This is a genomic window from Paenibacillus maysiensis (assembly GCF_000520815.1).
Lineage (GTDB): Bacteria > Bacillota > Bacilli > Paenibacillales > Paenibacillaceae > Paenibacillus > Paenibacillus maysiensis.
On the sequence record NZ_ASRY01000156.1, the window covers coordinates 1 to 26079 of the forward strand.

General features: G+C 45.8%; 28 protein-coding genes, 1 tRNA gene and 1 riboswitch. Of the genes, 18 read left to right on the plus strand and 11 right to left on the minus strand.

Translation table 11 applies throughout. The features are described from left to right. Positions 1-333 precede the first annotated feature (333 nt). From guaB to L696_RS0109750, 10 genes are all read left to right on the plus strand, one after another. Positions 334-1791: an IMP dehydrogenase gene (guaB, locus tag L696_RS0109705; protein ID WP_025683471.1), complete on the plus strand. Its 1458-nt coding sequence runs from the start codon at positions 334-336 to the stop codon at positions 1789-1791. A gap of 331 nt (positions 1792-2122) precedes the next feature. Next, positions 2123-3511 carry a D-alanyl-D-alanine carboxypeptidase family protein gene (locus tag L696_RS0109710; protein ID WP_025683472.1) on the plus strand — a complete coding sequence of 463 codons (1389 nt, stop codon included), beginning with the start codon at positions 2123-2125 and terminating at the stop codon, positions 3509-3511. A 142-nt stretch (positions 3512-3653) separates the two neighbouring features. Beyond that, positions 3654-4535 carry a pyridoxal 5'-phosphate synthase lyase subunit PdxS gene (gene pdxS / locus L696_RS0109715; protein ID WP_025683473.1) on the plus strand — a complete coding sequence of 294 codons (882 nt, stop codon included), beginning with the start codon at positions 3654-3656 and terminating at the stop codon, positions 4533-4535. A 16-nt stretch (positions 4536-4551) separates the two neighbouring features. Then, a complete protein-coding gene (gene pdxT, locus L696_RS0109720; protein WP_025683474.1) occupies positions 4552-5118 on the plus strand; it encodes a pyridoxal 5'-phosphate synthase glutaminase subunit PdxT in 567 nt (188 codons plus the stop codon). 35 nt (positions 5119-5153) lie between these two features. Beyond that, positions 5154-6437, plus strand: coding sequence for a serine--tRNA ligase (serS, locus tag L696_RS0109725; RefSeq protein WP_025683475.1), 1284 nt, complete (start codon positions 5154-5156; stop codon positions 6435-6437). Between the two features lie 90 nt (positions 6438-6527). Then, positions 6528-6616 (plus strand) — tRNA-Ser (locus L696_RS0109730). Positions 6617-6762: 146 nt separating this feature from the next. Then, a complete protein-coding gene (locus L696_RS0109735; protein ID WP_025683476.1) occupies positions 6763-7104 on the plus strand; it encodes a hypothetical protein in 342 nt (113 codons plus the stop codon). Between the two features lie 26 nt (positions 7105-7130). Then, a complete protein-coding gene (locus tag L696_RS31175; RefSeq protein WP_162833911.1) occupies positions 7131-7301 on the plus strand; it encodes a hypothetical protein in 171 nt (56 codons plus the stop codon). A 71-nt stretch (positions 7302-7372) separates the two neighbouring features. Further along, positions 7373-7528: a small acid-soluble spore protein P gene (locus tag L696_RS0109745; protein WP_025683477.1), complete on the plus strand. Its 156-nt coding sequence runs from the start codon at positions 7373-7375 to the stop codon at positions 7526-7528. A 198-nt stretch (positions 7529-7726) separates the two neighbouring features. Beyond that, positions 7727-8803 carry a hypothetical protein gene (locus L696_RS0109750; RefSeq protein WP_025683478.1) on the plus strand — a complete coding sequence of 359 codons (1077 nt, stop codon included), beginning with the start codon at positions 7727-7729 and terminating at the stop codon, positions 8801-8803. A gap of 92 nt (positions 8804-8895) precedes the next feature. Here the strand turns inward: L696_RS0109750 and L696_RS0109755 are convergent, their stop codons facing one another. Beyond that, positions 8896-9495 (minus strand): GNAT family N-acetyltransferase, encoded by a 600-nt coding sequence (locus tag L696_RS0109755; RefSeq protein ID WP_025683479.1) that lies wholly within the window; start codon positions 9493-9495, stop codon positions 8896-8898. Between the two features lie 93 nt (positions 9496-9588). Beyond that, on the minus strand, positions 9589-10089 hold the full coding sequence (gene tadA / locus L696_RS0109760; protein WP_025683480.1) for a tRNA adenosine(34) deaminase TadA: 501 nt from the start codon (positions 10087-10089) through the stop codon (positions 9589-9591). Between the two features lie 328 nt (positions 10090-10417). On the opposite strand from tadA, the gene L696_RS0109765 reads away from it, so the two are divergent. Together L696_RS0109765 and rluF are read left to right on the plus strand one after the other, a co-directional pair. Beyond that, on the plus strand, positions 10418-12721 hold the full coding sequence (locus tag L696_RS0109765) for a PAS domain S-box protein (RefSeq protein ID WP_025683481.1): 2304 nt from the start codon (positions 10418-10420) through the stop codon (positions 12719-12721). Positions 12722-12745: 24 nt separating this feature from the next. After that, positions 12746-13447 (plus strand): 23S rRNA pseudouridine(2604) synthase RluF, encoded by a 702-nt coding sequence (gene rluF, locus L696_RS0109770; protein ID WP_025683482.1) that lies wholly within the window; start codon positions 12746-12748, stop codon positions 13445-13447. Between the two features lie 134 nt (positions 13448-13581). Here rluF and motB read toward each other — a convergent pair whose 3' ends face one another. Beyond that, positions 13582-14409, minus strand: coding sequence for a flagellar motor protein MotB (gene motB / locus L696_RS0109775; RefSeq protein ID WP_025683483.1), 828 nt, complete (start codon positions 14407-14409; stop codon positions 13582-13584). Beyond that, positions 14402-15196 (minus strand): flagellar motor stator protein MotA, encoded by a 795-nt coding sequence (motA, locus tag L696_RS0109780; protein WP_025683484.1) that lies wholly within the window; start codon positions 15194-15196, stop codon positions 14402-14404. The genes motB and motA overlap by 8 nt, the downstream gene beginning before the upstream one ends. Before the next feature lie 187 nt (positions 15197-15383). Between motA and L696_RS0109785 the strand changes: the two genes are divergently transcribed. Together L696_RS0109785 and L696_RS0109790 are read left to right on the plus strand one after the other, a co-directional pair. Continuing rightward, entirely contained in the window at positions 15384-15677 is a 294-nt protein-coding gene (locus L696_RS0109785) for a hypothetical protein (protein ID WP_025683485.1), read from the plus strand. A 118-nt stretch (positions 15678-15795) separates the two neighbouring features. After that, positions 15796-16095, plus strand: a complete 300-nt coding sequence (locus tag L696_RS0109790; protein ID WP_007428083.1) for a 4a-hydroxytetrahydrobiopterin dehydratase — start codon at positions 15796-15798, stop codon at positions 16093-16095. Between the two features lie 75 nt (positions 16096-16170). On the opposite strand, the gene L696_RS0109795 is transcribed toward L696_RS0109790, so the two are convergent. The 4 genes from L696_RS0109795 to L696_RS0109810 form a co-directional block, all read right to left on the minus strand. Next, entirely contained in the window at positions 16171-16677 is a 507-nt protein-coding gene (locus L696_RS0109795; protein WP_025683486.1) for a GNAT family N-acetyltransferase, read from the minus strand. Between the two features lie 303 nt (positions 16678-16980). Beyond that, positions 16981-17481: a C40 family peptidase gene (locus L696_RS0109800; protein ID WP_025683487.1), complete on the minus strand. Its 501-nt coding sequence runs from the start codon at positions 17479-17481 to the stop codon at positions 16981-16983. A 5-nt stretch (positions 17482-17486) separates the two neighbouring features. Beyond that, positions 17487-17624, minus strand: a riboswitch (cyclic di-AMP (ydaO/yuaA leader). Positions 17625-17910: 286 nt separating this feature from the next. After that, a complete protein-coding gene (locus L696_RS0109805; protein ID WP_025683488.1) occupies positions 17911-18738 on the minus strand; it encodes a hypothetical protein in 828 nt (275 codons plus the stop codon). Positions 18739-18749: 11 nt separating this feature from the next. Beyond that, the gene (locus L696_RS0109810; protein ID WP_025683489.1) at positions 18750-20762 is read right to left on the minus strand and encodes a M1 family metallopeptidase; all 2013 of its coding nucleotides are present in this window, start codon (positions 20760-20762) and stop codon (positions 18750-18752) included. Positions 20763-20886: 124 nt separating this feature from the next. On the opposite strand from L696_RS0109810, the gene L696_RS0109815 reads away from it, so the two are divergent. Further along, positions 20887-21393, plus strand: a complete 507-nt coding sequence (locus tag L696_RS0109815) for a YwhD family protein (protein ID WP_025683490.1) — start codon at positions 20887-20889, stop codon at positions 21391-21393. Between the two features lie 216 nt (positions 21394-21609). On the opposite strand, the gene L696_RS0109820 is transcribed toward L696_RS0109815, so the two are convergent. Beyond that, complete coding sequence (locus L696_RS0109820) at positions 21610-22356, minus strand: MBL fold metallo-hydrolase (protein WP_025683491.1); 747 nt, start codon at positions 22354-22356, stop codon at positions 21610-21612. Between the two features lie 432 nt (positions 22357-22788). Here L696_RS0109820 and L696_RS0109825 point away from each other — a divergent pair, with 432 nt between their 5' ends. From L696_RS0109825 to L696_RS0109835, 3 genes are all read left to right on the plus strand, one after another. Beyond that, the gene (locus L696_RS0109825) at positions 22789-23295 is read left to right on the plus strand and encodes a PTS sugar transporter subunit IIA (RefSeq protein ID WP_025683492.1); all 507 of its coding nucleotides are present in this window, start codon (positions 22789-22791) and stop codon (positions 23293-23295) included. Between the two features lie 218 nt (positions 23296-23513). Beyond that, positions 23514-24059 (plus strand): histidine phosphatase family protein, encoded by a 546-nt coding sequence (locus L696_RS0109830; protein WP_025683493.1) that lies wholly within the window; start codon positions 23514-23516, stop codon positions 24057-24059. A gap of 57 nt (positions 24060-24116) precedes the next feature. Next, a complete protein-coding gene (locus L696_RS0109835; protein ID WP_025683494.1) occupies positions 24117-24470 on the plus strand; it encodes a YunG family protein in 354 nt (117 codons plus the stop codon). Between the two features lie 348 nt (positions 24471-24818). Here L696_RS0109835 and L696_RS32330 read toward each other — a convergent pair whose 3' ends face one another. Both L696_RS32330 and L696_RS0109850 read right to left on the minus strand, forming a co-directional pair. Then, positions 24819-24908: a putative holin-like toxin gene (locus L696_RS32330; RefSeq protein WP_305954445.1), complete on the minus strand. Its 90-nt coding sequence runs from the start codon at positions 24906-24908 to the stop codon at positions 24819-24821. Positions 24909-25010: 102 nt separating this feature from the next. Then, on the minus strand, positions 25011-25865 hold the full coding sequence (locus L696_RS0109850) for a pentapeptide repeat-containing protein (RefSeq protein ID WP_025683495.1): 855 nt from the start codon (positions 25863-25865) through the stop codon (positions 25011-25013). Between the last annotated feature and the right edge of the window lie 214 nt (positions 25866-26079).

The following is a 26079-nucleotide window of genomic DNA, read 5'->3' on the forward strand; positions in this document are numbered from 1 at the left end:
CCATGATCTCCTTGAGATTGTGGTCCTTTTTTTGTATATTACGTTCCAGAACCTTATATGTAACCCCTAATCTGTCTTTTTCCAAGCGGATTATTTTTAATAAAAGGGTCGATTTTATCTCTGGAAAAGCTTAATTATAAAGGATGTCCTTCCTGTGAGTACACTTGTTTGTACAGGGAAATACTAAAAGTTATGGCTGCTGAGGAAGGCTTGACACCCCTATACCGCTTTGCTAAGATTGCAATAATATATTTTCAGAGAGCCTTGATTTGTCCATGTCGGACAGACAACAAGACCAATACAGACTAAATAATTTGAAGGAGGATCATCTTGGTGTGGGAAGATAAATTCGGTAAGGAAGGCCTTACCTTTGACGATGTTTTGCTGGTACCTCGCAAGTCGGTGGTTCTGCCGAAAGAAGTAAGCATAGCGACCCGTTTGAGTGATAATGTTAAGCTGAATATTCCTTTGATGAGTGCTGGTATGGATACTGTTACTGAGGCAGTTTTGGCAATTGCCATGGCTCGTGAAGGCGGTATCGGTATTATTCATAAAAATATGTCGATTGAACAGCAAGCAGTAGAGGTAGATCGGGTTAAACGTTCAGAGAGTGGTGTTATCACCAATCCATTTTCATTGACTCCAGATCACTTGGTATCTGATGCTGAAGCTGTTATGGGTAAATATCGTATTTCTGGCGTACCTGTTGTAAATGCAGAAAATAAGCTGGTGGGTATTATTACTAACCGCGATCTTCGTTTTATTCACGATTTTAATCTTAAAATCAGTGAAGTGATGACCAAGGAAAAGCTGGTAACTGCACCTGTAGGTACGACTTTACAGGAAGCGGAAGTTATTTTGCAAAAGCATAAAATTGAAAAGCTTCCTTTGGTCGATGATGAGAATTACCTCAAAGGCCTTATCACCATTAAGGATATTGAGAAGGCTATTCAATTTCCAAACGCAGCGAAAGATGCACAGGGGCGTCTTCTGGTCGGTGCGGCTGGCGGTATTTCCAAAGATACATTTGATCGGACTGAAGCACTTGTAAAAGCTGGTGTGGATGTGATTGTCGTGGATTCTGCTCACGGTCATCATATTAACATTATTGAAGCGGTTCGCAAGTTGCGTAGTGCTTACCCAGACCTGACCATTGTAGCGGGTAATGTAGCCACAGGTGATGGAACGCGCGAATTGATTGAAGCCGGAGCTTCGGTTGTAAAAGTCGGCATTGGTCCAGGCTCTATCTGTACAACGCGAGTGATCGCCGGTATCGGGGTTCCGCAAGTAACAGCTATTTATGATTGTGCGACAGTAGCACGGGAATATAATATTCCGATTATTGCAGACGGTGGTATTAAATATTCCGGCGAAATTACGAAGGCCATTGCAGCAGGAGCTTCTGCGGTAATGTTGGGCAGCCTTTTTGCTGGTACGGAAGAAAGTCCAGGCGAATCCGAGATTTACCAAGGACGTCGCTTTAAAGTATATCGTGGTATGGGTTCCATGGCGGCGATGAAGCAAGGGAGTAAAGATCGTTATTTCCAAGATGATGATAAGAAATTGGTACCGGAAGGCATTGAAGGACGTGTCGCTTATAAAGGGCCGCTTTCCGATACGGTTCATCAGCTGTTGGGCGGTCTTCGTTCCGGTATGGGATATTGCGGTACTGCTAATATCGAGGAGCTTCGTAATGATACGAGCTTTATCCGTATTACGGGTGCAGGTCTGCGTGAAAGCCATCCGCATGATGTGCAAATTACGAAAGAAGCACCAAACTACTCTCTATAAAGTTCAGCTGTAGTAGATTTGACGACAGGCAGGGCGTATTTCGCTCTGCCTGTCTTTTTTTAGAGATACCCCTGTGATAGAATAGACAGGTGTCCGCCTTTTTAAGAAATTGTTGAGAAAGTAAAGACACATGAGTACCCTTAATGAGTACCTTGCTGGATTCAAACAAATAACAAGTAGAGCATGCTCATGATAGGCCGAACTTATAAAGAAGAAATCCAATAAATGATAAGACATTAAACATTAATTACATTGGCCAAGTTAAGGCTATAACCACCGTCTCGCTATACATAGCGGATCGGGCTGAGGTACGAGAGGAGTTTGTATCCATTTGAAACCGAATAATCTAAAGCAAAATAAAAAACGCAGCATGATTAAAAAGAGCGTAACAGCAGTCATGGTGCTTAATATGATGTATATGTCAGCATTGCCGGTTGTGGGAAATTTTGATCCCACTGTAGCTACTTTTGCTGCCGGAGCGACAACAGAGGCGGCGAATATTACGGGGACAGGCTCTGTGAAGCCGCCTAGTCTGGCACTGCGCTCGGCTATCTTGATTGAGCCTTCCACAGGGCAGATATTGCTGTCCATGAACCCGGATGAGCCGCTCCCACCAGCAAGTATGACCAAAATGATGACAGAGTACATCGTAGCGGAGCAGGTCAAGCAAGGAAAGCTCAAATGGACGGATAAGGTTACGGTTAATGAGAATGCTGCCAAGAGCATCGGATCGCGTATTTTTCTGGCTCAAGGTGATCAACATACGGTAGAAGAGTTGTATATTGCCATGGCGGTAGGCTCTGCCAATGATGCAACGGTAGCTCTTGCCGAGCGTGTGTCTGGAACCGAGCAGGACTTTGTAAAATTGATGAATGAAACAGCTCAGAAAATGGGTATGAAAAATACGTATTTTATTAACTCTACAGGATTGGACCGTAAGGATATGCCTGCAGGGTTTCAACCGGATACCAATCGAGAAACTGTAATGACAGCGAGAGATGCGGCAATACTGGCTGGTAACATCATTAAGGACCATCCGGATTATACACGATTTACGACGATTCAATCATACAAATTCCGTCCGACGGACAAAGCACCGATTATTAACTACAACTGGATGTTGGAAGCAAACAAGAATATAACCAACTTTAGAAAGTATGCTTATCCGGGTCTGGATGGGATGAAAACAGGTCATACAGCTAATGCGGGCAACTGTTTTACAGGAACAGCCGAACGCAATGGAATGCGCCTCATTAGTGTAGTTATGGGTGCTGACTCCGATGCACACCGTTTTACAGAAACAGCTAAAGTATTAAACTATGGTTTCGATAATTTTGAAGTGAAGCAGGTAGTGGCTCCAAAGACGGTGGTTAAAGGTGTGGAAAATGTACCTGTCACCAAGGGGACTGAGACAGAAGTACCTGTCGTGACCAAGGATGCAGTAAGCTTTGTCGTACCTAAAGGTGCAAGCAATCCTAAAGTGACGTTTACAACGAACATTATGCCGGAAAGCTCGCTCGTGGCACCTTTGAAGCAAGGGGCAAAAGTCGGAACGATTACGTACACGTACAAAACGGATGGCGTGGATAAAGGTCAAGTCAAAACTGTCGATATGGTTACTACAAACGCTGTGGAAGAGGGCGGCTGGTTCCGTATGCTTTTCCGGGCCATTGGCGATTTCTTTGGTGATTTGTTCCAGGGAATTAAAAACTTGTTTTAATGGCCTTGTTGCCAATTAGAGAGAAGCGATGTATCCTGTTTTTCATTACTTATTTAGCGGCTTGAAATGATTGTGTATTTGGCGTCTGTGCGGTAAAATATTAAGTTAGAATCTAAACGAAACCCTTACAGGAGGCAACGACATGGAAACGGGAACTTCACGTGTAAAAAGAGGTATGGCAGAGATGCAAAAAGGCGGCGTAATCATGGATGTCATGAACGCTGAACAGGCTAAAATCGCAGAGGCGGCAGGTGCTACAGCAGTAATGGCACTTGAACGGGTGCCTTCAGATATCCGCGCAGCTGGCGGGGTTGCCCGTATGGCTGACCCAACGATTGTGGAAGAGGTCATGAAGGTGGTTTCTATTCCCGTTATGGCTAAGGCTCGTATCGGTCATTTTGTGGAGGCGAAGGTGCTGGAATCTCTCGGAGTTGACTATCTCGACGAGAGCGAAGTGCTGACACCTGCGGATGAAGTATTCCATATCGATAAGAAAGAGTTCACCGTTCCATTCGTTTGCGGAGCCAAGGATCTGGGAGAAGCACTGCGTCGCATCGGCGAAGGAGCATCCATGATTCGTACAAAGGGTGAGCCTGGAACCGGAAATATTGTCGAAGCTGTTCGTCATATGCGTTTTATCAACGGCCAAATTCGCAAGGTGCAAAACCTGTCGAAGGACGAGCTGTATGCAGAAGCGAAAAACCTTGGCGTTGCTTACGAATTGCTGCTGGAAGTGCATGAGCACGGCAAGCTGCCAGTGGTTAACTTTGCAGCGGGCGGCGTAGCAACACCTGCCGATGCCGCATTGATGATGCATTTGGGCGCTGATGGTGTATTCGTCGGTTCTGGCATTTTCAAATCCGATAGCCCTGAGAAGTTTGCACGTGCCATCGTGGAAGCGACTACTCATTATACGGACTACAAGCTGATTGCAGAAGTGTCCAAGAATTTGGGCGCTCCGATGAAGGGCATTGAAATTTCCAAACTGGCACCGCATGAACGCATGCAGGATCGTGGTTGGTAAGAAGGAAGGGACAGGCATGAAAATAGGAGTTCTGTCGCTGCAAGGCGCTGTGGCTGAGCATATACGAAGCGTTGAACTTGCGGGTGCGGAAGGTGTGGCGGTGAAGAAGATCGAACAGCTCAATGAGCTGTCCGGTCTTATCATTCCCGGTGGTGAAAGCACGACGATTGGCAAGCTAATGCGCAAGTATGACTTTATAGATGCCATACGCCAGTTTTCCGATCAAGGCAAGCCAATATTCGGCACTTGTGCAGGATTGATTGTGCTGGCCAAAACGGTTCAAGGACAAGAAGAAGCACATTTGGGACTGATGGATATAACAGTGGCACGTAATGCTTTTGGTCGCCAGCGGGAAAGCTTTGAAACAGACTTGGACATTAAAGGGATTGAGGAACCGGTTCGTGCTGTGTTTATACGCGCGCCATTAATACAGTCTGTTGGAACGGGAGTAGATGTGTTGTCTGAGTATAACGGCGAGATCGTGGCGGCCCGTCAGGGTCATTTGCTGGCTTCATCCTTCCATCCGGAATTAACGGACGATTACCGGTTGCATCAGTATTTTGTGGATATGGTCCGCGAATAGCGGAAAGTCGGTTTGTAGTGTAGGAGGGATTACCTGTGTTAGATATAAAGATTTTACGTAATGAGCTTGGTCGGGTTGAAAAAGCTTTGCAAAATAGGGGCAAATCTCTGGATCTGATAAATGGCTTTACGGATCTGGATGTGCGTCGTCGTGAGTTGCTTCAAGAAAGTGAAGCGCTCAAAAATCGCCGGAATGTCGTATCCGGTGAAGTAGCCAAGTTGAAGAAGAATAAAGAAAATGCGGATGACCTTATTGCCGAGATGCGTCAGGTTTCTGACCGTATTAAAGAATTGGATGAGCAAGTGCGCGAGCTGGAGGTTCAGATCGACGAGCTGGTAATGTCCATTCCGAATATCCCCAACGAGTCGGTGCCTGTAGGTGCTTCGGAGGAGGATAATATAGAGATTCGCCGCTGGTCCGAGCCACGCGAGTTTTCTTTTACGCCAAAAGCACATTGGGAGCTGGCACAGGAGCTGGATATTCTCGATTTTGAGGCGGCAGCGAAGGTGACGGGTTCCCGTTTTACGTTCTACAAAGGATTGGGAGCACGTCTGGAGCGTGCGCTGATTAACTTTATGATGGATCTGCATAGCAGTGAGCATGGTTATGAAGAAATGCTGCCCCCATACATTGTGAACCGGGACAGTCTGTATGGAACAGGACAGCTTCCGAAGTTTGAAGAGGATTTGTTCAAGCTGCGCGATACCGAGTATTATCTCATTCCTACGGCTGAAGTTCCGGTAACGAACTATCACCGCGAAGAGATTATGAACGCGGATCAGCTTCCAAAAAATTATGTAGCATACAGCTCCTGTTTCCGCTCTGAGGCAGGATCGGCAGGACGGGATACACGTGGTTTGATCCGTCAGCATCAGTTCAATAAGGTAGAGATGCTTAAGCTGGTTCACCCGGACACCTCCTATGAGGAACTGGAGAAAATGACGAATAATGCAGAGCGTGTTTTGCAACTGCTTGAACTTCCATATCGTGTGCTGGCACTTTGCACCGGGGATATGGGCTTCACGTCTGCCAAAACCTACGATCTGGAAGTATGGCTGCCTGAGAGTGGCATGTACCGTGAGATTTCTTCTTGTTCGAATACAGAAGATTTCCAAGCGCGTCGTGCAAACATCCGGTTTCGGCCGGAGTCGAAAGCAAAGCCTGAATTTGTACATACACTGAACGGTTCAGGATTGGCTGTAGGACGCACAGTGGCTGCTATTTTGGAGAACTATCAGCAGGAGGACGGAAGCGTTGTAATTCCGGAAGTGCTGCGTTCATACATGCGAGGCGCTGAAGTTATTGCTCCCAAACAGTAAGCATTGCATTCGTTTAAAGTCTGTGGTAAAATGATTTTGTTGCGCCTGAGTTTATTTTAAATGGGAAGCAACTTTATCCAATTACCACCTGGAGAGGTACCGAAGCGGTCATAACGGGGCGGTCTTGAAAACCGTTAGGGCGCAAGTCCACATGGGTTCGAATCCCATCCTCTCCGCCATTATTATAAATGAACCAAGCCATTCGAATACGATTAGCTGATACATTAGCCTTTATACGCTGATGATTAGAGATCGTAAAGGATGGCTTTTTTGTTGTATAAAAAGCCTGCTTTTTTCACACGTTATCAGATGTGGAGGTGCTGGCATGAATCGAGAAATGACAGTAGATCAGCAAAAGCTGGTAGAAGCCTGGCAGGAACAACTGCCGAGACTTTTGAATTCAGGGGATAAATCACAGGTACAAGCAGATGAAGCAGACAACCGCACTATACGAATTCATATTGAGGTAGAGGGCCGACAAATGTACTCCTTTGATTTTGCATGTACTTATGTAGATTCTCGGGAAGTGCAGGTTAGCTTGGTCGATGTAGAACGGGATGGACAGTCTGTGGATGAACGAACAGATATCATTCAACAGCTGGTGTCCGATTACACTCGACATATTCATCAGTGTGCTCAAACGTTGCAGTCATTGACACATTCGTAGTCATGAAGGAATGAGGGGGAAGCTACATGACAAAAGCCAAAAACGGACTGGATAAAAACCTGTCTAACATTGTGGATGATTTGGAGCAGCGTCCGGTTAATAGTCATCAGGCACAGCAAGTGCAGCAGGATCGTAATGACCGCCGTCATCAGGATGCACTTAATCATGATAAATCAGAAGACCTGCACCATCTATAGTCCTATTTTAAATGGTAATGAATGGATTTTCTAATGTATCAAAATTTAGTCTGAGAACGGAGGATGCATAAATGGGCAAGCCTAAAGCCATTCCTGTTCCTGAGGCACAGGACGCCGGTGGAGGAAACGAAAAGCGTGAGCGCAATCATCAACAGGAGCCATTGTCCGGTTCCAAAAAGGTGAAACAGCGGAATCACGTAGACCACCACAACAGAGAAGGATCATAAGCAGTTAGACTTTTTGCCTAAAAATTATGGTAAAGTACAGGACACCCTTGCTAAAGAGCCGGGGTGTCTTTGTGCTTATTGTAAGAAAATTTTCCAATAAGTGTTTCATTGCTTGTGAGATTGCGGTAAAATAGAGGGTGTGTATTTTTTTGTTAGCATTATAAAAGGGGTTAATTATGAGAGGAGAGAATCTACACAATGAGTAAAAAGTTATCCGTCTTGGTACTCGCTATGGTATTGCTTTTGACGGTAGCGCTGGTAGGTTGTAGCAAGAAGTTAGAACCGAAGGAAGCTGTTACGAACGGTACTGCTAATGCAATGAAACTGACTTCTTATGAAACCAAAAGTCAATTTACGGTTAAGGATCTGACGATCACATCTGCTTCCATTCCAAGCGAGCAAAGTGCAATGGTAACCAGTATGCTGAAAAACGCAGATATTACGCTGGATGGTGTATATCAAAAAGAACCTTTACAATCTGAAATGACGCTGGGCATTCATTTGAAAGGTGACCTTTCCACCAGCTTCACGATTCCAATGGTTATGACCAAAGATAAATTGTACGTTAAAATTCCGAACATTCCATTTTACCCGCTTCCACAGGACGTTGTAGGTAAATTCCTGATTATTGATCCGCAGGAGCTGGCTAAACAGTCCGGACAAGAATTTAACCCTGCATCCATGGATCAGGAAAAATCGCAGAAATTTGCGAATGAAGTCATTGCTGCTATTCTAGGTGAGTATGATCAAGCAACGTACTTCTTTGATATTGATCCTAAAGATGCTAAATTGCCACAAGGCCTTAAAGCTAAACAAGTCGTACAATTTAAAGTGACAAACGACAACGTGAAGCAAGCGACAAATACCTTTATCACTAAGGCGCTTCCTAAAGTCCTTGATGTGATGTCTAAAGACGAATATGCTAGCATGCTGCAAGTGAAGAAGGAAGAACTGGCTGAAGCGAAGAAAGAACTGCAATCAAACACCAGTGAGGTTAGCAAAAAGCTGGATGAGTTGAAAAACTACTTGACTGTGAAGCAGTTTGACATTAACACAGCCTTGAACAAGGATGATATTCCTGTGTATCAAGACCTGAATGCGAATGTAGAGATGAATGATCCAACCACAAAAGATAACGTAAAACTGTCTGTAACTGGCTACACGCAATACAACAAAATCAATGAAAAAGCAACATTTAAAGTGGGTATTCCAACAGGGGACCAAGTCCTGACGATCGAACAATTTCAACAAAAAATGCAAACTGTTGCTCCTTAAGTAAAGGAATGACGCGATTGTAAAGGCATTATCCATATAATATGATGTAATGCGAGAAAAACCGCTTGGCTTAGAGCCAGGCGGTTTTTTTGTCATATATAGCTCTGGGCAGATGGTGTACCTGTCCAGGTCTGCCACACATGATCCTCGGCTAAAAGCCCGAATATCCGATGATCCTGCCATGTCCCTTGAATTTGTACCAGCTTGCGGGCAATACCTTCAGGCTGAAAGCCGCACTTTTGCAGTACACGCTGTGAGCGCTCATTATGCAGCAGGGTTCCGGCTTGTAGACGGTGAAGCGATAGGGCGCGGAAGGCAAATTGTATGGCCAGCTTCAAAGCTGCGGTCATATGCCCCTTGCCTTGTTCGTGCTGATCCATCATGTAGCCGATATCGGCGAATTGTCCCATGCCACGCACAAGATTAGAAATGGAGACATAGCCGATCAGACGCTCGTCCTCCAAGAGAAAGATACCGAACGAATATCCCCGATCCTCCTCTGCTTGACGCAATTTCTGACGGATATATTCCTCCTGTTCTTCCAGCGTGAAAAATGAATCGTCGTGAAGTGGCTCGTACGGCGCATGGGACTCCCTATTTGTAAGCCTGAGGGCAAGTAGAGCTTCACTATCCGCCAGGCTAAATGGCCGTAACAAGATACCTTGAGGCGTGTTATACAAGCTCATAGGCATGGGCTGATCTCCTTCCATGGGAAATTAGCAATGAGACGTCAATAACGGCTGCATTACGGTTGTGTATAAGTAAGCGATCCTAACTACCCATCCTCAGGATGAAGTTGGTGGGGAAGACAACTTGGCAGCGGCCCTTTTTTGCCGGAGCTGACGAAAAAAATCTGTCAGCAGTGAGGCGCATTCCTCTTGAAGAACGCCGCTGATCACTTCAGTGCAATGATTGAATCGAGGCTCCTGTAGTAAATTCATCAGCGTACCCGCACAGCCTGCCTTCGGATCGGTGGTGCCATAGATCAAATAGGGAACCCGTGATTGTACAATGGCTCCGGCGCACATGGGACACGGCTCCAGAGTGACATACAGCCTGCAATCCAGCAGGCGCCAGGCTCCCAGATGCTCGCTGGCCTGACGAATGGCGACCATTTCTGCATGTGCTGTCGGGTCAGCGTCCGTCTCGCGCAAGTTGTAGCCGCGTCCTATGATTTCATTATCTTTTACGATGACAGCTCCGATGGGTACTTCACCCAACGCTTCTGCCTTATACGCTTCTTGAATAGCTTCTTTCATCCAATAAGCGTGATCTATTGTGGTCACTGGTAAAAAGGCCCCTTTCAAATACAAACTATCCAACGAACAAATATTCCGTTGTTAACATGATGTGAATAATTTTGTGGATAACACGACACTTGTCCACAGGTTTATCCACAGTTTATAATAAAAGCTGTGTATTTGTGGACGACTTGTGGATGATTATCTTATTATATTGTAGGCAAACGTTCGCATATTGACAACTGTATACAAGCTGTGTGTATTTATGTTTATCCGGGAAATGTAAATGCTGGTATCACAGGCGCTATTACGGTATCATTGAGTTAGCAATTGCCAGTAATCGCCAGCATACGGCAAGAGGTGAGAAATCAGTGTGTCGATAAAAATCAAAATTACGATCATTTTGTCGGGGTCCGTTCTGTTTATCCTTTTGTTAAATATTGTACTCAACTATTACACGACCCACGAAAATTTAAGAAGTGACAGTGAAACGAAAATGGTTCTGACGGCCAAGATTATTGGAGGAGCCATTGAACAAACTCAACAAAGCTGGGTGGCCGTCGACAAGCAGCTTGGATATAAGTTGTGGCTATCTGCCACGCTGGCTGCCAGCCAGCTTGATCCTGATATTGATCATGTTACGCAGGAACAACTCGAACAGCTGACCAAGCGCAGTGGGGATATTGATATTTCCCTGATGGTGCGTGATGGGAAGGGGTACAAAGTTGCCAAATCGTCCAATCCGAAAGAGATATTATCAGGCGATCCATTGACAGGGTATTGGAAAAATGCAGTTGATCAATTATATGAGCATGGACAGGCTGGAAGGGTGCATGGTCAAAGTCTGGATCATTTTTGGACCGGAGCATTTGACTATACAGGCTCAGATGCCACGCATATTAACAAATGGGGATTTTATTATGACCAGAAGCGTAACTATATGATCCGAATCTCCTTTCAGGACAGTGAAGTGCAAAATTTTATACCGATCCTCAGCCCCGATGAAATCGTAAAGCAAACCCAACAAGTGGATTACCGCATCATGGAGATAACTGGAATTAACCCCACAACCTTCGGTGGCCCTACGATGGATAACCATGGAAACGACCGAAAATATTATTACATGTACAACAAACCGATCCGATTCGGCACTTATCAACTAGCGAGGGTAGAGGAGGATCGTTTGGCTGTTTCCAAGGCCATGTTCTCCGGGGAGAGTATTGTACAAGACTGCTATATTAAAGGCGAACGGGTCCTCGTCAGTTACATACCGTTTTATCCGGCTAACCGTAACGCCTATGTCATTCGTATTGTTATGAATTATGATACGATCTCTTCCGTTATTTATAAGCAATTAATCAGTCTGATTGCCATCTCTATTGTCTTACTGGAGGTTGTAATCATTGGCAGCTATGTGCTGGCAAGTTTGTTTGTCCGCCCCATTCAGTCGATATTGGGAAAAGTGAACGAGATGGCTGACGGCCATTTTGACACACGACTACAGATTAAGGGCGGTCATGAGCTTGCTCAGCTTGGTGAACGCATCAATGCGATGGCCTACAATCTAGGGATGTATACACGGAGACTCGAACAGATGTATGAGGAGAACCGTTCTGTAAAAGAACATCTGGAGTCTGTTATTAATCAGACGGCTGATGCGATTCATGTGACCGATCAGGATGAGCGTATCATCCGGGTCAATCATGCTTTTGAAGCCCTGTACGGCTGGACCAAAAAAGAATTGGTCGGACGTAAACTCCAGTTCGTACCGCCACAGCAAGAGGAAGCGTGCAAATTTCAGAAGGAAAGATTGCTTCAGGGAGAGAGTATGGTGTCTATTGAGTCCATTCGAATGCGCAAGGATGGAAGTACGGTAGAGATTAGTATGAGCATGTCGCCCATTCTGGATGAAGGAGGCGAGATCCTGGGATTCATCAGCGTCTCGCGCGACATTACAGGCCGCAACCGGATGGAGGAATTGCTGCGCAGATCGGAGAAACTGACGACGGTAGGACAACTGGCGGCAGGAGTTGCGCACGAAATTCGTAATCCGCTGACCACGCTGCGTGGGTTCCTCCAGTTACAGCAGCAAAATAAAGTGCTGAATCTGAAGCATAATGATATTATGCTGTCCGAGCTGGATCGTATTAATCTGATCGTCAGCGAATTTTTAATATTGGCAAAGCCGCAGGCGGTACATTTTCAGAAAAAAGATGTGCGTTATATTGTAAGTGACGTCATTTCCTTGCTTGATAGTCAGGCGCATCTGCTAGGCATTGTGTTCAATCTTGAAGTAACGGAGGAGCCTGCCTTCGTATATGCCGAAGAAAATCAGTTAAAGCAGGTATTCATTAATTTGCTTAAAAATGGTATGGAGGCCATGAGCAAGGGCGGTACGATAACGATTCATTTGTTCTTGGAGGGAGAAAGCGTTAAAATCTTCATACGGGACCAAGGGACGGGCATTCCCGCAGAGATGCTGTCCAAGCTGGGGGAACCTTTTTTCACAAACAAGGAAACAGGTACAGGACTCGGACTTATGGTCAGCCAGCGTATTATACAGAGTCATAAAGGCACACTGGATATTGATAGCATAGAGGGAGAGGGAACGACAGCCCTTGTGCAGCTTCCAACTGCCGAGCCTGAGCCATTGGATGGGCAGCAGAAGGAAGCGTGACAGTAGAAATGGAGGGTACACAGGTTGCGCATTAACAAGTTTATCAGCGAAACCGGTTTTTGCTCGCGCCGGGAGGCGGACAAGCTGGTAGAGAGCGGCCGCGTGACGATTAACGGCGAGGTGGCGGTGCTGGGCAGTCAGGCGGAGGAGGGCGACGATGTCCGTGTGAACGGCAAGCCACTCCGCGAGAAGTCCGGTCACGTATATATTGCTTTGAACAAGCCGGTGGGTATTACAAGCACGACAGAGAGCCACATTCAAGGGAATGTTGTCGACTTTGTGGGGCACCCGCAGCGGATTTTCCCCATCGGACGTCTGGATAAAGATTCGGAAGGTCTCATTTTACTTACCAATGACGGAGACATTGTGAATAAGATTTTACGGGCGGAAGGCAAGCATGAGAAGGAATATATCGTAACGGTGGATCGACCCGTCACACCATCTTTTGTGCAGGGAATGTCCACAGGTGTAAAAATACTCGGTCAGCGGACGCTCCCCTGCGAAGTGACACGTGTATCTGAGTACGTATTCCGCATCATCTTGACAGAAGGGAAAAACCGTCAGATCCGGCGTATGTGTGCTGCCTTTGGCTATGAAGTGAAGAAGCTGCAACGTCTGCGGATTATGAATATTCGATTGGGGTCGCTCAAGAGAGGTGCCTGGCGTGACCTGACAGAGACGGAGAAGCAGGAGCTAGGTGAGATGCTGAATTATACACTCAGCTAAGCCTGAGAGCTTCTCATGGCTGATAGATGGTACGGCAATGGATAGGACAAGAGGCAGAGTGGAATAGCACAATGAAAAGGCACCAGCTGCATAAAAAATGCGGCGGTGCCTTTGTCTATATAACATATGCATAATCAACCTTTATTCGCGCTTGAGGTAGGACTGATAACTTGTGTGCCGTTCTGATATTTACGTAGTACGGAAATTTCGACACGGCGGTTTTTGGAGCGTCCTGGACCATCCTGATTGCTTGCTAGTGGACGATACTCACCATAACCGATGGATACAAATTTGGTTGGATCAAGCTGCGGATTGAGCAGCAAAATGCGCAAGAAATTCAGAGATCGTTTGGCACTCAAATCAAAGTTGGACGGAAACTGACTATTGGAAATCGGCACATTATCTGTATGGCCTGATACGATGACATCATATCCGGGAAATTGCTGGAGCATGCTGGAGATGGACTTGGCTAGCTTTCGTGCTTCCGGTTTTACCTCAGCCTGACCCGATGAAAACAAGGCGTTATCACTAATGGTGATCATGAGCTGGGATTGGTTCAGCTTCGTATTGAGCAGCGAAGTCAGACCATTATTTTCAATATACTGATCCATCTGCTTTTTGAGCTTTTTCAAATCTTCTTCTTCCCGCTGGGCGAGTTGCTTTTGCAGTTCCGCCGTAGAGGTTGCTTTAGATTTTACTGGTTCTGATACCTGCTCCTTGTTCTTACCCATATCATTGGCTGAAGTGGTCGGATTAGCAGAAGAGTGCTCCAGAATCCCTGAGCCTCCGTTAAAGGCTGAACTCATGGATTGGGCCATTTCCTCGAATTTTTTGGCGTCGAGTGAACTCATCCCGAATAAGACGATGAAAAGAGCTAGCAGAAGGGTCATCAAGTCGGAATATGGCAACAGCCAGCTTTCGTCGGCATGCTCCTCGTGCGGTTCATGTCTTTTTTTACTCACCGGAATCCCCATCCTTCTCGGTCAGGGTAGCCCGTTCGGTCGGAGTCAGGAATATCGTCAGCTTCTGGCTGATCGCAATGGTGGATATACCTGATTGAATCGACAGCAGGCCTTCGACCATCATCAATTTAAGCTCTACCTCTTTTTTGGATAACCGTTTCAGCTTGTTGGACATTGGATGCCACAGCACGTAACCTGTAAAAATACCGAGCAACGTCGCAATAAAGGCAGCCGCGATGGCATGAGACAGCTTTTCCATGTCACTAAGGTCGGCCAGAGCGGCAATCAGACCTACGACGGCACCGAGTACCCCGAGCGTCGGAGCGTACATACCAGCTTGAGAGAAGATCAGCGCGCCTGAGCGGTGTCGATCCTCAGTAGCATTAATGTCCTCCATTAGAACATCCCGTACGAATTCCTGATCATTACCATCAATAATCATACGCATACCACCACGCATAAAGGGATCGTCGATCTCCTCTACCTTGGATTCCAGCGCAAGCAGACCTTCGCGACGGGTAATGGATGCCCATTCGGTAAACGTGCCGATGAGCTCTTTACGTTCCAAAAGCTTTTGTTCCGTGAAAATAACCTTGAACAGTTTTGGAATCCGTTTGATTTCTGCCATTGGGAAGGCCATAAAAATACTTGCTGCTGTTCCGACAAAAATAATCATGTAAGCAGCGGGATTGTTGACCAAGTTGATCACTGGCGCGCCTTTGAGAATCATCCCGACGACCAATGACATAATCCCGAGTACAAGTCCGATAATGGTTGAAATTTGCATGATACACCTCATCCATGAGAATAGATTTTGAATCCTTTCATGCCGCCGGGGTCTTCCTTGCCCCAGGCACGTCATTACAAGACGGATTATAGTATTTATCGACAAAACTCTCTTTTTTGTTAAGTACGAATTTCCGGTATAATAAGGTGATTATCTAATGAATGGTGGAAGAATTGGAGGAAATGGCATGGGAGTGAAGCACGGACGGGAGTATGAACAAATTTTGAACGATTTGACAGAGGCTGTGGGACACATTCCGGATAGCTATGAATTTTTCGAAATGGAAGCAGAAGATTGGGACAGGTTGGACCCGGCAGGGCGTCAGGAAGTCAATGAAGCGCTGGCGGAAGACCTGTTTTATGCGCTGGGTACAGAGCCCGTTATCGCTGTGGGCAGCGGCGTTGTCATCTATGAACCGGAGCAGCACCGTATCTATGTGCTCATTGGAGATGAGGAACTGACGTCGGTACCTTTGATTTGAGCAGGCCGTCTTATGGATTTATCAACGGGGCCGTGGTAATATGGACACCAATATATCGTAGTTTTGGTCGCATTCAAGCGGCTGAAAGGCTTCCGTATAAACGGGGAGGAGTCGTATCATGCCTTTTACACAAGAAGAGATTGAAGCACATCTGGAGAAGCTGGAGGGCTGGGAACTGGAGGAAGGACGATGGATTGTCCGGAAATATAATTTTTCCAGTTTTATGAAAGGGATTGCATTCGTGGATGAAGTTGCTGCTATATCGGAAGCATTTAATCATCATCCATTTATTACGATTGATTATAAGACCGTGACCCTGCGTTTAACCTCCTGGGATGACGGTGGCATTATGGCCGTGGATATAAAGGAAGCCCAACAATATAATGAAGCTTTTGAGAAAATGCGTAGCAGTCATTGAGCTGTTCATGGTCTGCCGTATGATAAAAGCGCCTTCGATATACAACAATGCCGTTGTATGCCGAAGGCGCTTTTATCATAGAACACGAGGCTGGTGGTCGGGATGATATACCATACAATGAAATGGCTTCTTGCCATCGGGAGTCTGACGTTCATAGGTATCCGTAAGCTCAAATCCGGCTGCCTTGTAAGCCCGAATGGCGCGCCCATTCCAGGTCAGCACCTCCAGATCAATTTCATTCTCCGGGTTGCGTCGTCTGGCTTCCTCGGCAATGGCACGGACAAAATCGGCGCCTCTGCCATGTCCACACAATTCGGGGTGCATTCCCAGACCCAGCCGGGTCACGCCAATCATCGGGAAATATTGAGCAAATCCGGTTAGTGTGTTCTCGTCATCCAGTACGGCAACATATTGCTCTTGGCGAAGCGTGGGGCTTCCAAATTCGACTTCAAGCGCCTTCATTTGTTCCCAAGGTAGCCAGCCGTATATGTTGTAGGGTGGATCATAGCGCCACTCACATATCGCAGCCGCCTGCTGTTCGTCCATCGGTACGATCCGGTAGTTAGATATTGAGGCAGGCATGTCTTCCCATCCTCCTTTTACAAGTACTTAAACCATTAACAACAGATTGTAGACAAGTTGTTGGGGATTGGCAAGCGTGTTTATTTCATACCCAAGTCGGGTATACATTCAATAAGAAGGCTTTACTGCCCATATGCTCCCCCAGCCGTGACGGTAAAACCGACGATGTTCGCAAAAACTGAAACCTTTTGAGGTGCCAGTTCGTCAGTAACGATAACGTTTCTGATGTTGTGGACATAAAAAACCGCAATTCGATTCCGTCCAGAATCAAATTGCGGCTCAGGGTTAGCTTGCTGTCGTTAGTTATTCTACGTTGTCGTCATCAGGAACTTCAGAAGCTACGGCGTGGTAAGCGTCTGTGCTCATAATTCTTTTTGCACCAACATAGCGGTTAGCGTAATAGTTTTCGTTCAGTGAGCTAACAATTACACCACGTGAAGTTGAGGAGTGGGCAAATTTCCCTTCACCTACGAAGATACCTACATGGGAAATGCCTCTTCCTGTGGTGTTGAAGAACACCAGGTCACCAGGTCTCATTTCATCGCGGGATACGGAAGATCCCATTTTGAATTGTGATCCGGATTGATGGGGCAGATTAATTCCCAGTTTTTGATATACATACATTGTGAAGCCGGAGCAATCGAACCCTTCGAGTGTAGTGCCTCCGCTTCTGTAGTTCGTTCCTTTGGCATCTTGGATGACCTGGTCCATCTTAGAGTCTGCAAATGCACTTCCTCCACCGAATGTAAAAGATGTAAAGGCAATGGCGAGACTCATGGCTGCGATCGTTAGCTTCTTCTTCAAAAAAAATATACCCCTTCCAATGCCTGCGAGGTTAGCTTAAGGATTCGGTAGAAGGTTCCCCTATGACCACTCTGTTGCGAGATCAATTCACCCAAACTGGTTCCCCCGCTTCCCAGGTGCCAGGAATTAGGCTTAACTTAAGATGTGCACCTTGGAGAGCAGTATTCACAATAACGATGTTTTGAAGGTAAAGGTTACAATAAAGATTACAAAGTTGTTACTATCAGTTCACTGCGATTATTGTAACAAAGTCGGCTGGCTTTGGCAAATGTTTCATCGCAAAAAGTTACAAAAAAAATCCGCTCCCTTTATCGCGGGAACAGATTTTGTTAAGAGTATTCAGTTATGTGCCGTTTGCTTGGATATGAATGGAGATGGATAGTTGTCTTTGGACAGCCAGAAATTGCTCGGGAGGAACGGAGTGAAGGTTCAACCTCTGCCGGAGATATCGGTATGCCATAGTCGGTACTGTGAACTGATGTGCCATAGCCTGACCAGACTGGTAACAAAATGATACGTTTGCTGGAGAATGAGTGCCAGCATGCCAGTCCAAATCATCGCCATCGTGCCGAATAGACCAAGGACGAGCAGTACACCTGCACCGAGCAGAAGCGAAATACTGATAGCCGGGAGGATTTGGCGAAAGAAGGCAAGCAGCGACGATAGTATGGCGTGACCACCTACGGTGCCTAGCTGCATGTACAGGATGCACTGGCGGATGAACCAGCCATAAGCAATCCAACCGATGGCATAGGGCACAACATGCAGGAGATAGGTGGGAGATTGCAGTGTACCTGCTACGATAGGGTAGAGCTTTGGCACCACCCAGAAAGCAGGGAGCAGCAGGAGTCCAAGCTCGATGACGTAATAGATCAGCGATGACAAGCCATGACGTTTCATTCCACGGAAAAAAGACAGACTTTGCGGCTCGGTCGCATGGGTATGCAGACTTTGGTATATTCCCGCCCGAATGAAGGGGGTAATCAGTGTACGCAGCACCGTTGCCCCCAGTAGTATCCACAGATACATATGAACCTCTCGGTTGTCCGTCAGGGCAATCTGGCTCTCCATCCAAAACAACGTCTGTCCCAGTTCATTTTGACCCTGATCGGGGTAGCGCAGCAGCAGGGGAGTAACGGCGGATTGTACCAGTCGATAGAGAAAAACGCCCCATAGCAGTCGATACAGAAACAGAATGATGACAATATAAAATTGTATGCGCACAAGCGCCCAGCCTTCTTTTATAACAGTACGCATCTATAGACACCTCACCATGACAGACTTCCAAGCAGTGTCTCCAGCAGCTTGGTTACACTTATACTCCAACGGGTCCGGGTTTTTTCGTTCAGTTCGGCCTTCAGGCTGTTGTTGATATGCTTGTTCTCCAGCGCAATCGTGTACAGCGGATCAACAATCACATGGGAGACCGGAGATGCACTTTTTAGTCGATAGGTTGTGCTTTTGCCCGTGCCGTCCCATGCCTTGAACATCGTTGTGCCGTCCTTGAAGGTAAATTGAACAGGGACCTTGGGATAATCCGCCCCTTTTTTGCTGAGTGTAATGGTTGCTTCGTATCCGTTGGCCAGCTTGCGGTTCGTAATGCGATCCACTGAAAAATCCGCCATCTGGCCGTCGTATACATATTGTTCAAAATAGTGGCTCCACGAACGTCCGGTGACTCTTTCGACGATACGCTGAAAATCCTGTGAGGATGGATGCTTGAATCGGTAGGTCTGGACGTAGGTACGCATAATTCGGTCCATTTTTTTCGCGCCGACCTGGCGTTCAATGCCACGCAGCACCAGCTTGCCCCGAGAATAGGCATTTTGTGCATATTTAGCAGCCGAGCCGTACTTCCAGGACTCACGGTTTAACGGCTGCGGGGATGATACCTGTCCAGACTGTAACGGCAAGTTGGGGATGAGCCCATATTCCTGCTCCATGAGTCGTTCCTCTGCATAAGAGGTAAAGCCTTCATCCAGCCATGGTTCCTCGAACTCGTTGTTTGCCACCATTCCATAGAAATATTGATGCCCAATCTCATGAACCACCGTCCGCTCCAGACTATAGCCGGGATTCAGATGATCCGCCGCTGCGGCCGTAATGAGTGTGGGATACTCCATGCCGCTCGCGCCGCTGCCTGCTTTGGGTGGTACAACGATGGACAGGGTCGAATATGGATAAGGCCCGTACCACTTGCTGTAATAGGAAAGGGCGGCCTTGGCTGCGCTCATATAGCGTCCCTTGAGCTCCTTGTGCGATGGGTCGAGATACAGCTTGATTTTGACACCCGGCACCTCGGCAGAAGAAAAGGGCTCTTCTGCGGCTACAAAATTCGGTGAAGCGGCCCATGCAAAGTCGTGCACGTCATCGGCATAGAATTGATATATTTTTTGTCCATTTTGCCGGACTGCTCCACGGGTGGGAAATCCGGTTGCAGCCACGATGTGTGTTTCAGGCACTCGAATCCGCACACTGTAAATTCCGAAATCTGCGTAAAACTCGGAGTTTCCATGATACTGATGCAGATTCCAGCCTTCCTCGGCGCGTCCGCGCTGTCCTGCGGTTTCGTAGACGCTTAGTTTGGGAAACCACTGACCTGCCATGACAAAATCATCTGTTGCGCCCATACGTGCGAAGATGGCGGGTAGCTTTACCTCAAACTTCATATATAATGTAATGCTTTCACCGCCTCGGACCGGCTTGGGGAGACGTACCTTCATGAGCGAGCGGTCGTTCACGTTACCGTCATCCGGCTGCACGTATTGAGTCCGGTGCATGAGGGATAAACCGTCTTCCGTTTTAAGTTCAGTTAGTGTCATGGAGCCAAAGCCGCTCTTGGGCATGGTGTCGCCGCGCAGCTTGCCCCCGGATTCCTTCATGAAGGTGGTTTCCATGGAAGAGAAGGCATTGGGGTACAGATGCAGGTACAGCTCGTTCACGGTTTTGGTGCCCGGATGCTTCCATGTAAGCGTCTCGGTGCCCCGCAAAACCTGTCCTTCTTCCAGAGACACGTCAATGTGGTATTCCACCACACGCTTGCTAAGAATCTCCGAAGCGGGCTGTGAAGGACTTTTGGGAACGTCAGGCAGGATGTTTGCCCCCAGGGGCTTGCCCATATTAGGCGCAAGCGCAGACTTCGACTGGGAATCGTACATCGGTTTGCCCGAGGATTGCGAATTCCACTCGGATTGAGGCTGCCAGGCAAACCATAACGTCCCTGCGAGGAGACCAAGGGCTAGTGTAGACAATAAAACGATTTTGGTGCGTGCTGGGGTCATACAATGGATACCTCCCGTTGACAAGCATCTACAGCATGTATATGTTTGCTTTCGGGAGATTATTAGTTAAAATATTTATAGTGTAGAATGAGTGTGAAGACGGAAAATGGAGGCTTAGTGACGCATGAGTGAAAATCAGCAGGACGGCAAAAAACAGATTGCACTGAACATTGTCAGTGGCAAGAGTAAACATAAGGGCTTCGGCGCAGGCTCAATCGACCTGAACAGCATGTCCCCGGTCATTATTGACCGCGGCGAGGCAAAAATTGATATCGGTGCCATGCATGCCAAAAGTAAAGTAGAACGCGGGATTAAGTTTTCTACCAATAAAGAGGATGTCCCGAACGGACGCCAGGTATGGCTGGTATGGGTAGCCGTGGATCGTACGCCCGAAGGACGTGTGTACGGTGGAGCAACAGCCTGCGAGATGCTGATTGACGACGAAGCCAAACGCGGCTGGAAAATCCTCGCCGATCACGTCAACCGCATGGACTACGCGCTCAAGCGCCGTTTTATGCTGGATGATCTCGGCGGCGAGGATAAAGCAGCGCTCAAGCGCCTGCTGATCTCGCATAATGAGGAATGGTGGGACGCTTCGCCTGAGGAATTGAAGCAGGCGCTGGAAGGGTAATAACTTTGGTTAGAGGCAGTTTCTCCATATTGGGGGGAACTGCCTGCACAACGCACCTTTATTCCTTTGGATATTATCTATTGTGATCATACCCCTCCTGCCTATGAGTGGGCACACTATGCATTGAAGCAAAGACAAGGTGAAGATTTTATTAAACGGTTAAAAGACGGCTTCTGAATGGATCAGGAGTCGTCTTTTTGTGCCTAGCAGCAGCTTCTATTTACATATTTCAGATATGCGTTGATTACAATTATCTTCGTAAAGCCCTCCATGAAAACAAATCACTTTTTTAATATCGTATGTTAACAAATTTCTAAGAGATTCTTTCGCCATATTGAAATCACAGCAGTATTGCGGGTCTGGAGCCAGTAGCTCGCCGCTTACTAGGCGCAGAGCATCTCCTGCAATCAGGATTTGGCTTGGCTTATGGTAAAAACTTAGGTGTCCCGGTGTATGACCAGCAGTATCTATAGCCACGATCCCTCCACAGAAGGGCAATTCCTCTCCAGCAACGATGATGGAATCGACTACAGCTCTTGGGGGATTTTCAAGCGTACGCTGAAATGCATTTTTCCACTCTAACGGAACAGATTCAGGCATAGAGTTTACAGCTTGAGCTATCGCCTCGGGCGTCAGTTTTATAAGTTGCTTCTCACCCTGTATGTAGGGCTTTTCAATAGAGCTGGCAAGCACTTGAATTGCGGATGAGCAAGCTTGTATCACATCTGGTAAGCTGCCGATATGATCAAGATCTTGATGTGTAATTAATATCGAGGTAAGTTTATCGATTGTAAATCCGATTTTTAAAATAGCCTCTTGTAAAAGCGGTAGTTGCCCGGGGTAAGCCGTGTCTACTAGAATGACGTTATCTGTGTCCCAAATCAAAGTGGGGTAAATGCTCTCCGTCTTTCCCATAATAGTAGAAGAAAGCTGAAGCATGTGTATTCCCTTGTCCAAATGCATCGAATCCCTCCAGAAAGAGTTGATGTAATCCAAGGGAGATCGTATCACGAAAACAAAATATGTAAACCTATATTATAACACAAAAATAATTATTTGTAAATATGCAATATTTTAAATTTGTGTGACAATATCAGTAATATAAACCTTTTAGCTAACCAGCCAAGATTTGATTTAAGCAAACACCATCTTTTAATGCCAGTCGGGTGATTTGTTGGAGCATATAAAAGTAACGAAATCATAATTGCCGAACTGTGTGGTTATTTGATTGATAGCGCCTTGACATCATAGAAAGGCATTCACTATAATTCAGGTAGAAATCTGTCCAATTAGGTTTTGATTTTCTCTTTTGTGGAACCGGTTCCTATGAAGAGGGAAGTTAAGTCTTATTCACTGTTTATGAATGTAATCTGTAAATAAGGTGGCGTTAGTAGAATGTTTAAATGGTTGAAAAAGAAAGCAACTCCACGTGTTGAAGAATTCGACATCGTAGCGCCAATTAAAGGACAAATTGTTTCCCTTGCAGAGGTTCCAGATCCTGCGTTTTCTACGAAGGCCATGGGGGACGGTATCGCTATTCATCCGTCTGAAGGAAAGGTTACGGCTCCTTTTACGGGCAAAGTGGTTCATGTGATGGAGAAAAGTAAGCACGCCCTGATACTTGAGCATGAATGCGGTGTACAAGTTTTGATACATGTCGGGATTAATACGGTCTCTCTCAAAGGACAGGGCTTTAACCCCTATGTCCAAACAGGAGACAACGTTAAAGCAGGGCAATTATTGATGGAATTTGATATGGATGCTATCCAACAGGCCGAATTGTCTCTAATTACTCCGGTCATCGTTCCAGACGGGCAAGAGATGATCAGCCATGTGGAAATATTGCAAGATTCGTCTGTTTCTCCAGATGCATCTGTGTTAAGAGTCCATTTGAAAGGCTAGTCAACATTTAAGTACCTGTTATGCAGGATTATCGGATGAATTCAAGGGTCTAACAGTAGAATGTTTGGGATAGGGCTAACCGGGGTTTTTGGTTGGTCTTTTCTTTTATATGAGAAGATTAATGTTATAGCAATCTAGCTTAAGCGTGGGTGCTTAAAATTGACCTCTTATGGCTGGCGGATTATATTGTCCATAGGGCGAAAGGAGGTAGATACTATATGAAAAAGATATACTTCGTCAGGCATGCCAAAGCAACCGGACAAGAGCCTGATGCCCGACTGACCGAAGAAGGTGTCAGACAGGCTGAGCAGTTGTCGTCTTTTATGGGAAATGCAGGTGTAGAATATATCGTATCTAGCCCGTGGGAACGAGCTTTGAGAACCATTCAGCCCTTGGCTGAACAGAAAAAGTTGCAGGTATATACGGACCTACGTCTTCAGGAGCGGGTGCTCAGCCGTGAACATTTGGATCATTGGATGGACGTTCTGAAACAGACCTATCTGGACGAAGACTTGAAGCTGGAGGGAGGCGAATCATCCCGTGAAGCAGCAGATCGAGGAATACAGCTTGTTCAGGAGCTTATAGAACGGACGGAAAAAACAATAATCATTGTAACTCATGGGGCTTTGCTGTCCCTTCTCATTCGACATTACGATCCGCAGTTTGGGTTTGAGGACTGGAAAAAACTTTCCAATCCCGACGTGTATTTGCTAGAACTAAAAGAAGCAGAAGCCAAGATTCGCAGAGTGTGGACTACGTGTTGAAATTAATGAAGCACGTTCACCATAAATGCAGATTAGAATCGAAAGGGGAGGCGCATGTTGAATGCAAACCGTTTTTTAGAATTAGAAAAGGCGTTGTTTCAAGCTTGGTCTTTGGAGTCTAGCTCTAAATGGACAGCAAATAATCCTGCGGCGGGACAATGTGGTGTCACAGCACTCGTCGTTCAGGACAGGTTTGGTGGCGGTATTTTGAAGACATGGCTGGATAGTGGCTGGCACTATTACAACCGCATTGGTGAGGACATTATGGATTTTACGAGGTCGCAATTTTCAATCCTTCCACAGTATCAGAATGTACATTCCAACCGGGAGGAGGCTTTTTCGGACACCAATGCAGAGCAGTATGCAGCCTTAAGTCGGAGACTAGGGGAATTTCTAAACGAAAAAGAATGAGCGGATTTTGGTGCACCTTCTGTAGCCTGATTTATATTTAAGATGATGCATATGAGTACATAATTAAGGCAACAAATCCGGATGGACAAAGCTGGATATGATTTGCTGAATCTTATTGAAGCGACAAAGCCCGCGGATTTCGAAGATGTGGGTTATTATGAGGATACTGGATCTACTATTCGTTATGGATGTAAGGATCAAGTCTGTTTTTATCATGAAAGCACTACAGAGTAATATGCACCGGACAAGTGAAATTACGGAGTGAACAGTAAAATTCTTGAAGAGAAAAGCTGTATTTACTTTATAAAATGATCTAAACTGACCGTTACCTTTGTGTGGGGGGGCGGTCTACTTCTTTTTCATGTAGGTAAGCAATGCCAGAATGAACATGCCAAACATGATCATCAAGGAAATCGCGTCTTTGACCTCCATGGGCATCACCTCCCTTCGGGGAGACTAGCCGACCGCCCTTTCAGCCGTATGTTGTACTAGAAAAGCAGACCATAAATAGGACGCTTTTAAGGTATTAATTACTTATATTTAATTTAACCAATGATTTGGAATGCTTAGAGAAGGGGGTAATTTCGTTTTACAATTGCCTTTAGCCGAATTTAATTGCGCTTGTGTGAGAAAAATACTTCCTTCGAGATTAGCTCCACTTAAATCAGCGTCTCTAAAATCTGCACCGATAAGGTCGGTCATTCTCATATCAGCTTCTCGGAGGTCAGCAGCTATAAGTAAAACTCCTCTCAAATTGGCACCTCTAAGATTAGCACCTCTTAAATTTGCACCGATAAGGTCTTTTTGCTTAATTTTTTTACTATATTTACTGTGTTCTATGTTTTTCTTAACTTTTTCGCGTACTAATTCACTTGTTTGTAAAAGCAAATCATTAACTAGCGCCCTATGGGTCGGTACATGAAGATCTATAAGGGATTTTGGATCTTGATCCGTAAGTTGCTCGGTTTTCGCCATAGCTTTTTGTAAGTCTGTATAGATGGATTGAGCTTCTTCTAAGCTAAGGGCTTCATTTAAGTAATAAAGCATTTCGTAAAGCTGTTGCATGATGGGAAATATATTGAACATTTCCTCAGCTATTGCCGGGTTGTCTCGCCAACTTTTTCCGTTGTACGTAACTTGAGAAATCTTTTGACCTGCTCCAAAGCAATCATATACAGTACAGCCTCGCAAGCCGCTATTTATTAGATTCTTATGAATACCACAGCGATAATCCGCGTTCAGGTTTTGACAAGGAGCCCCTCCATCCTTGTTGAAAGCAAAATCAGCAGACTTTGCATAAGGTAAAGCTACACAGCATAAACCAAAACATTTTTCACAATCTGCACTAAAATTTTTTTGAATATTGTCGTCGTTATTGCTTAATTCATTAGACAATTTTACACATCCTTTTACTAACACATATCAAATTTAATATTATCATCAAAAAAAGATGAAATATTGTTTTAATTATACCCGTTCGTATTTAGGAAGAAAAAGCTTATTGTAAACAGACAGAAATTGAACAGTATGTTTTTTATTCAATATAAACAAGTAAAATAGCGACGCAATCAGTAAAGTTTTTGAAGAAAAAAGCTGTATTTACGTCATA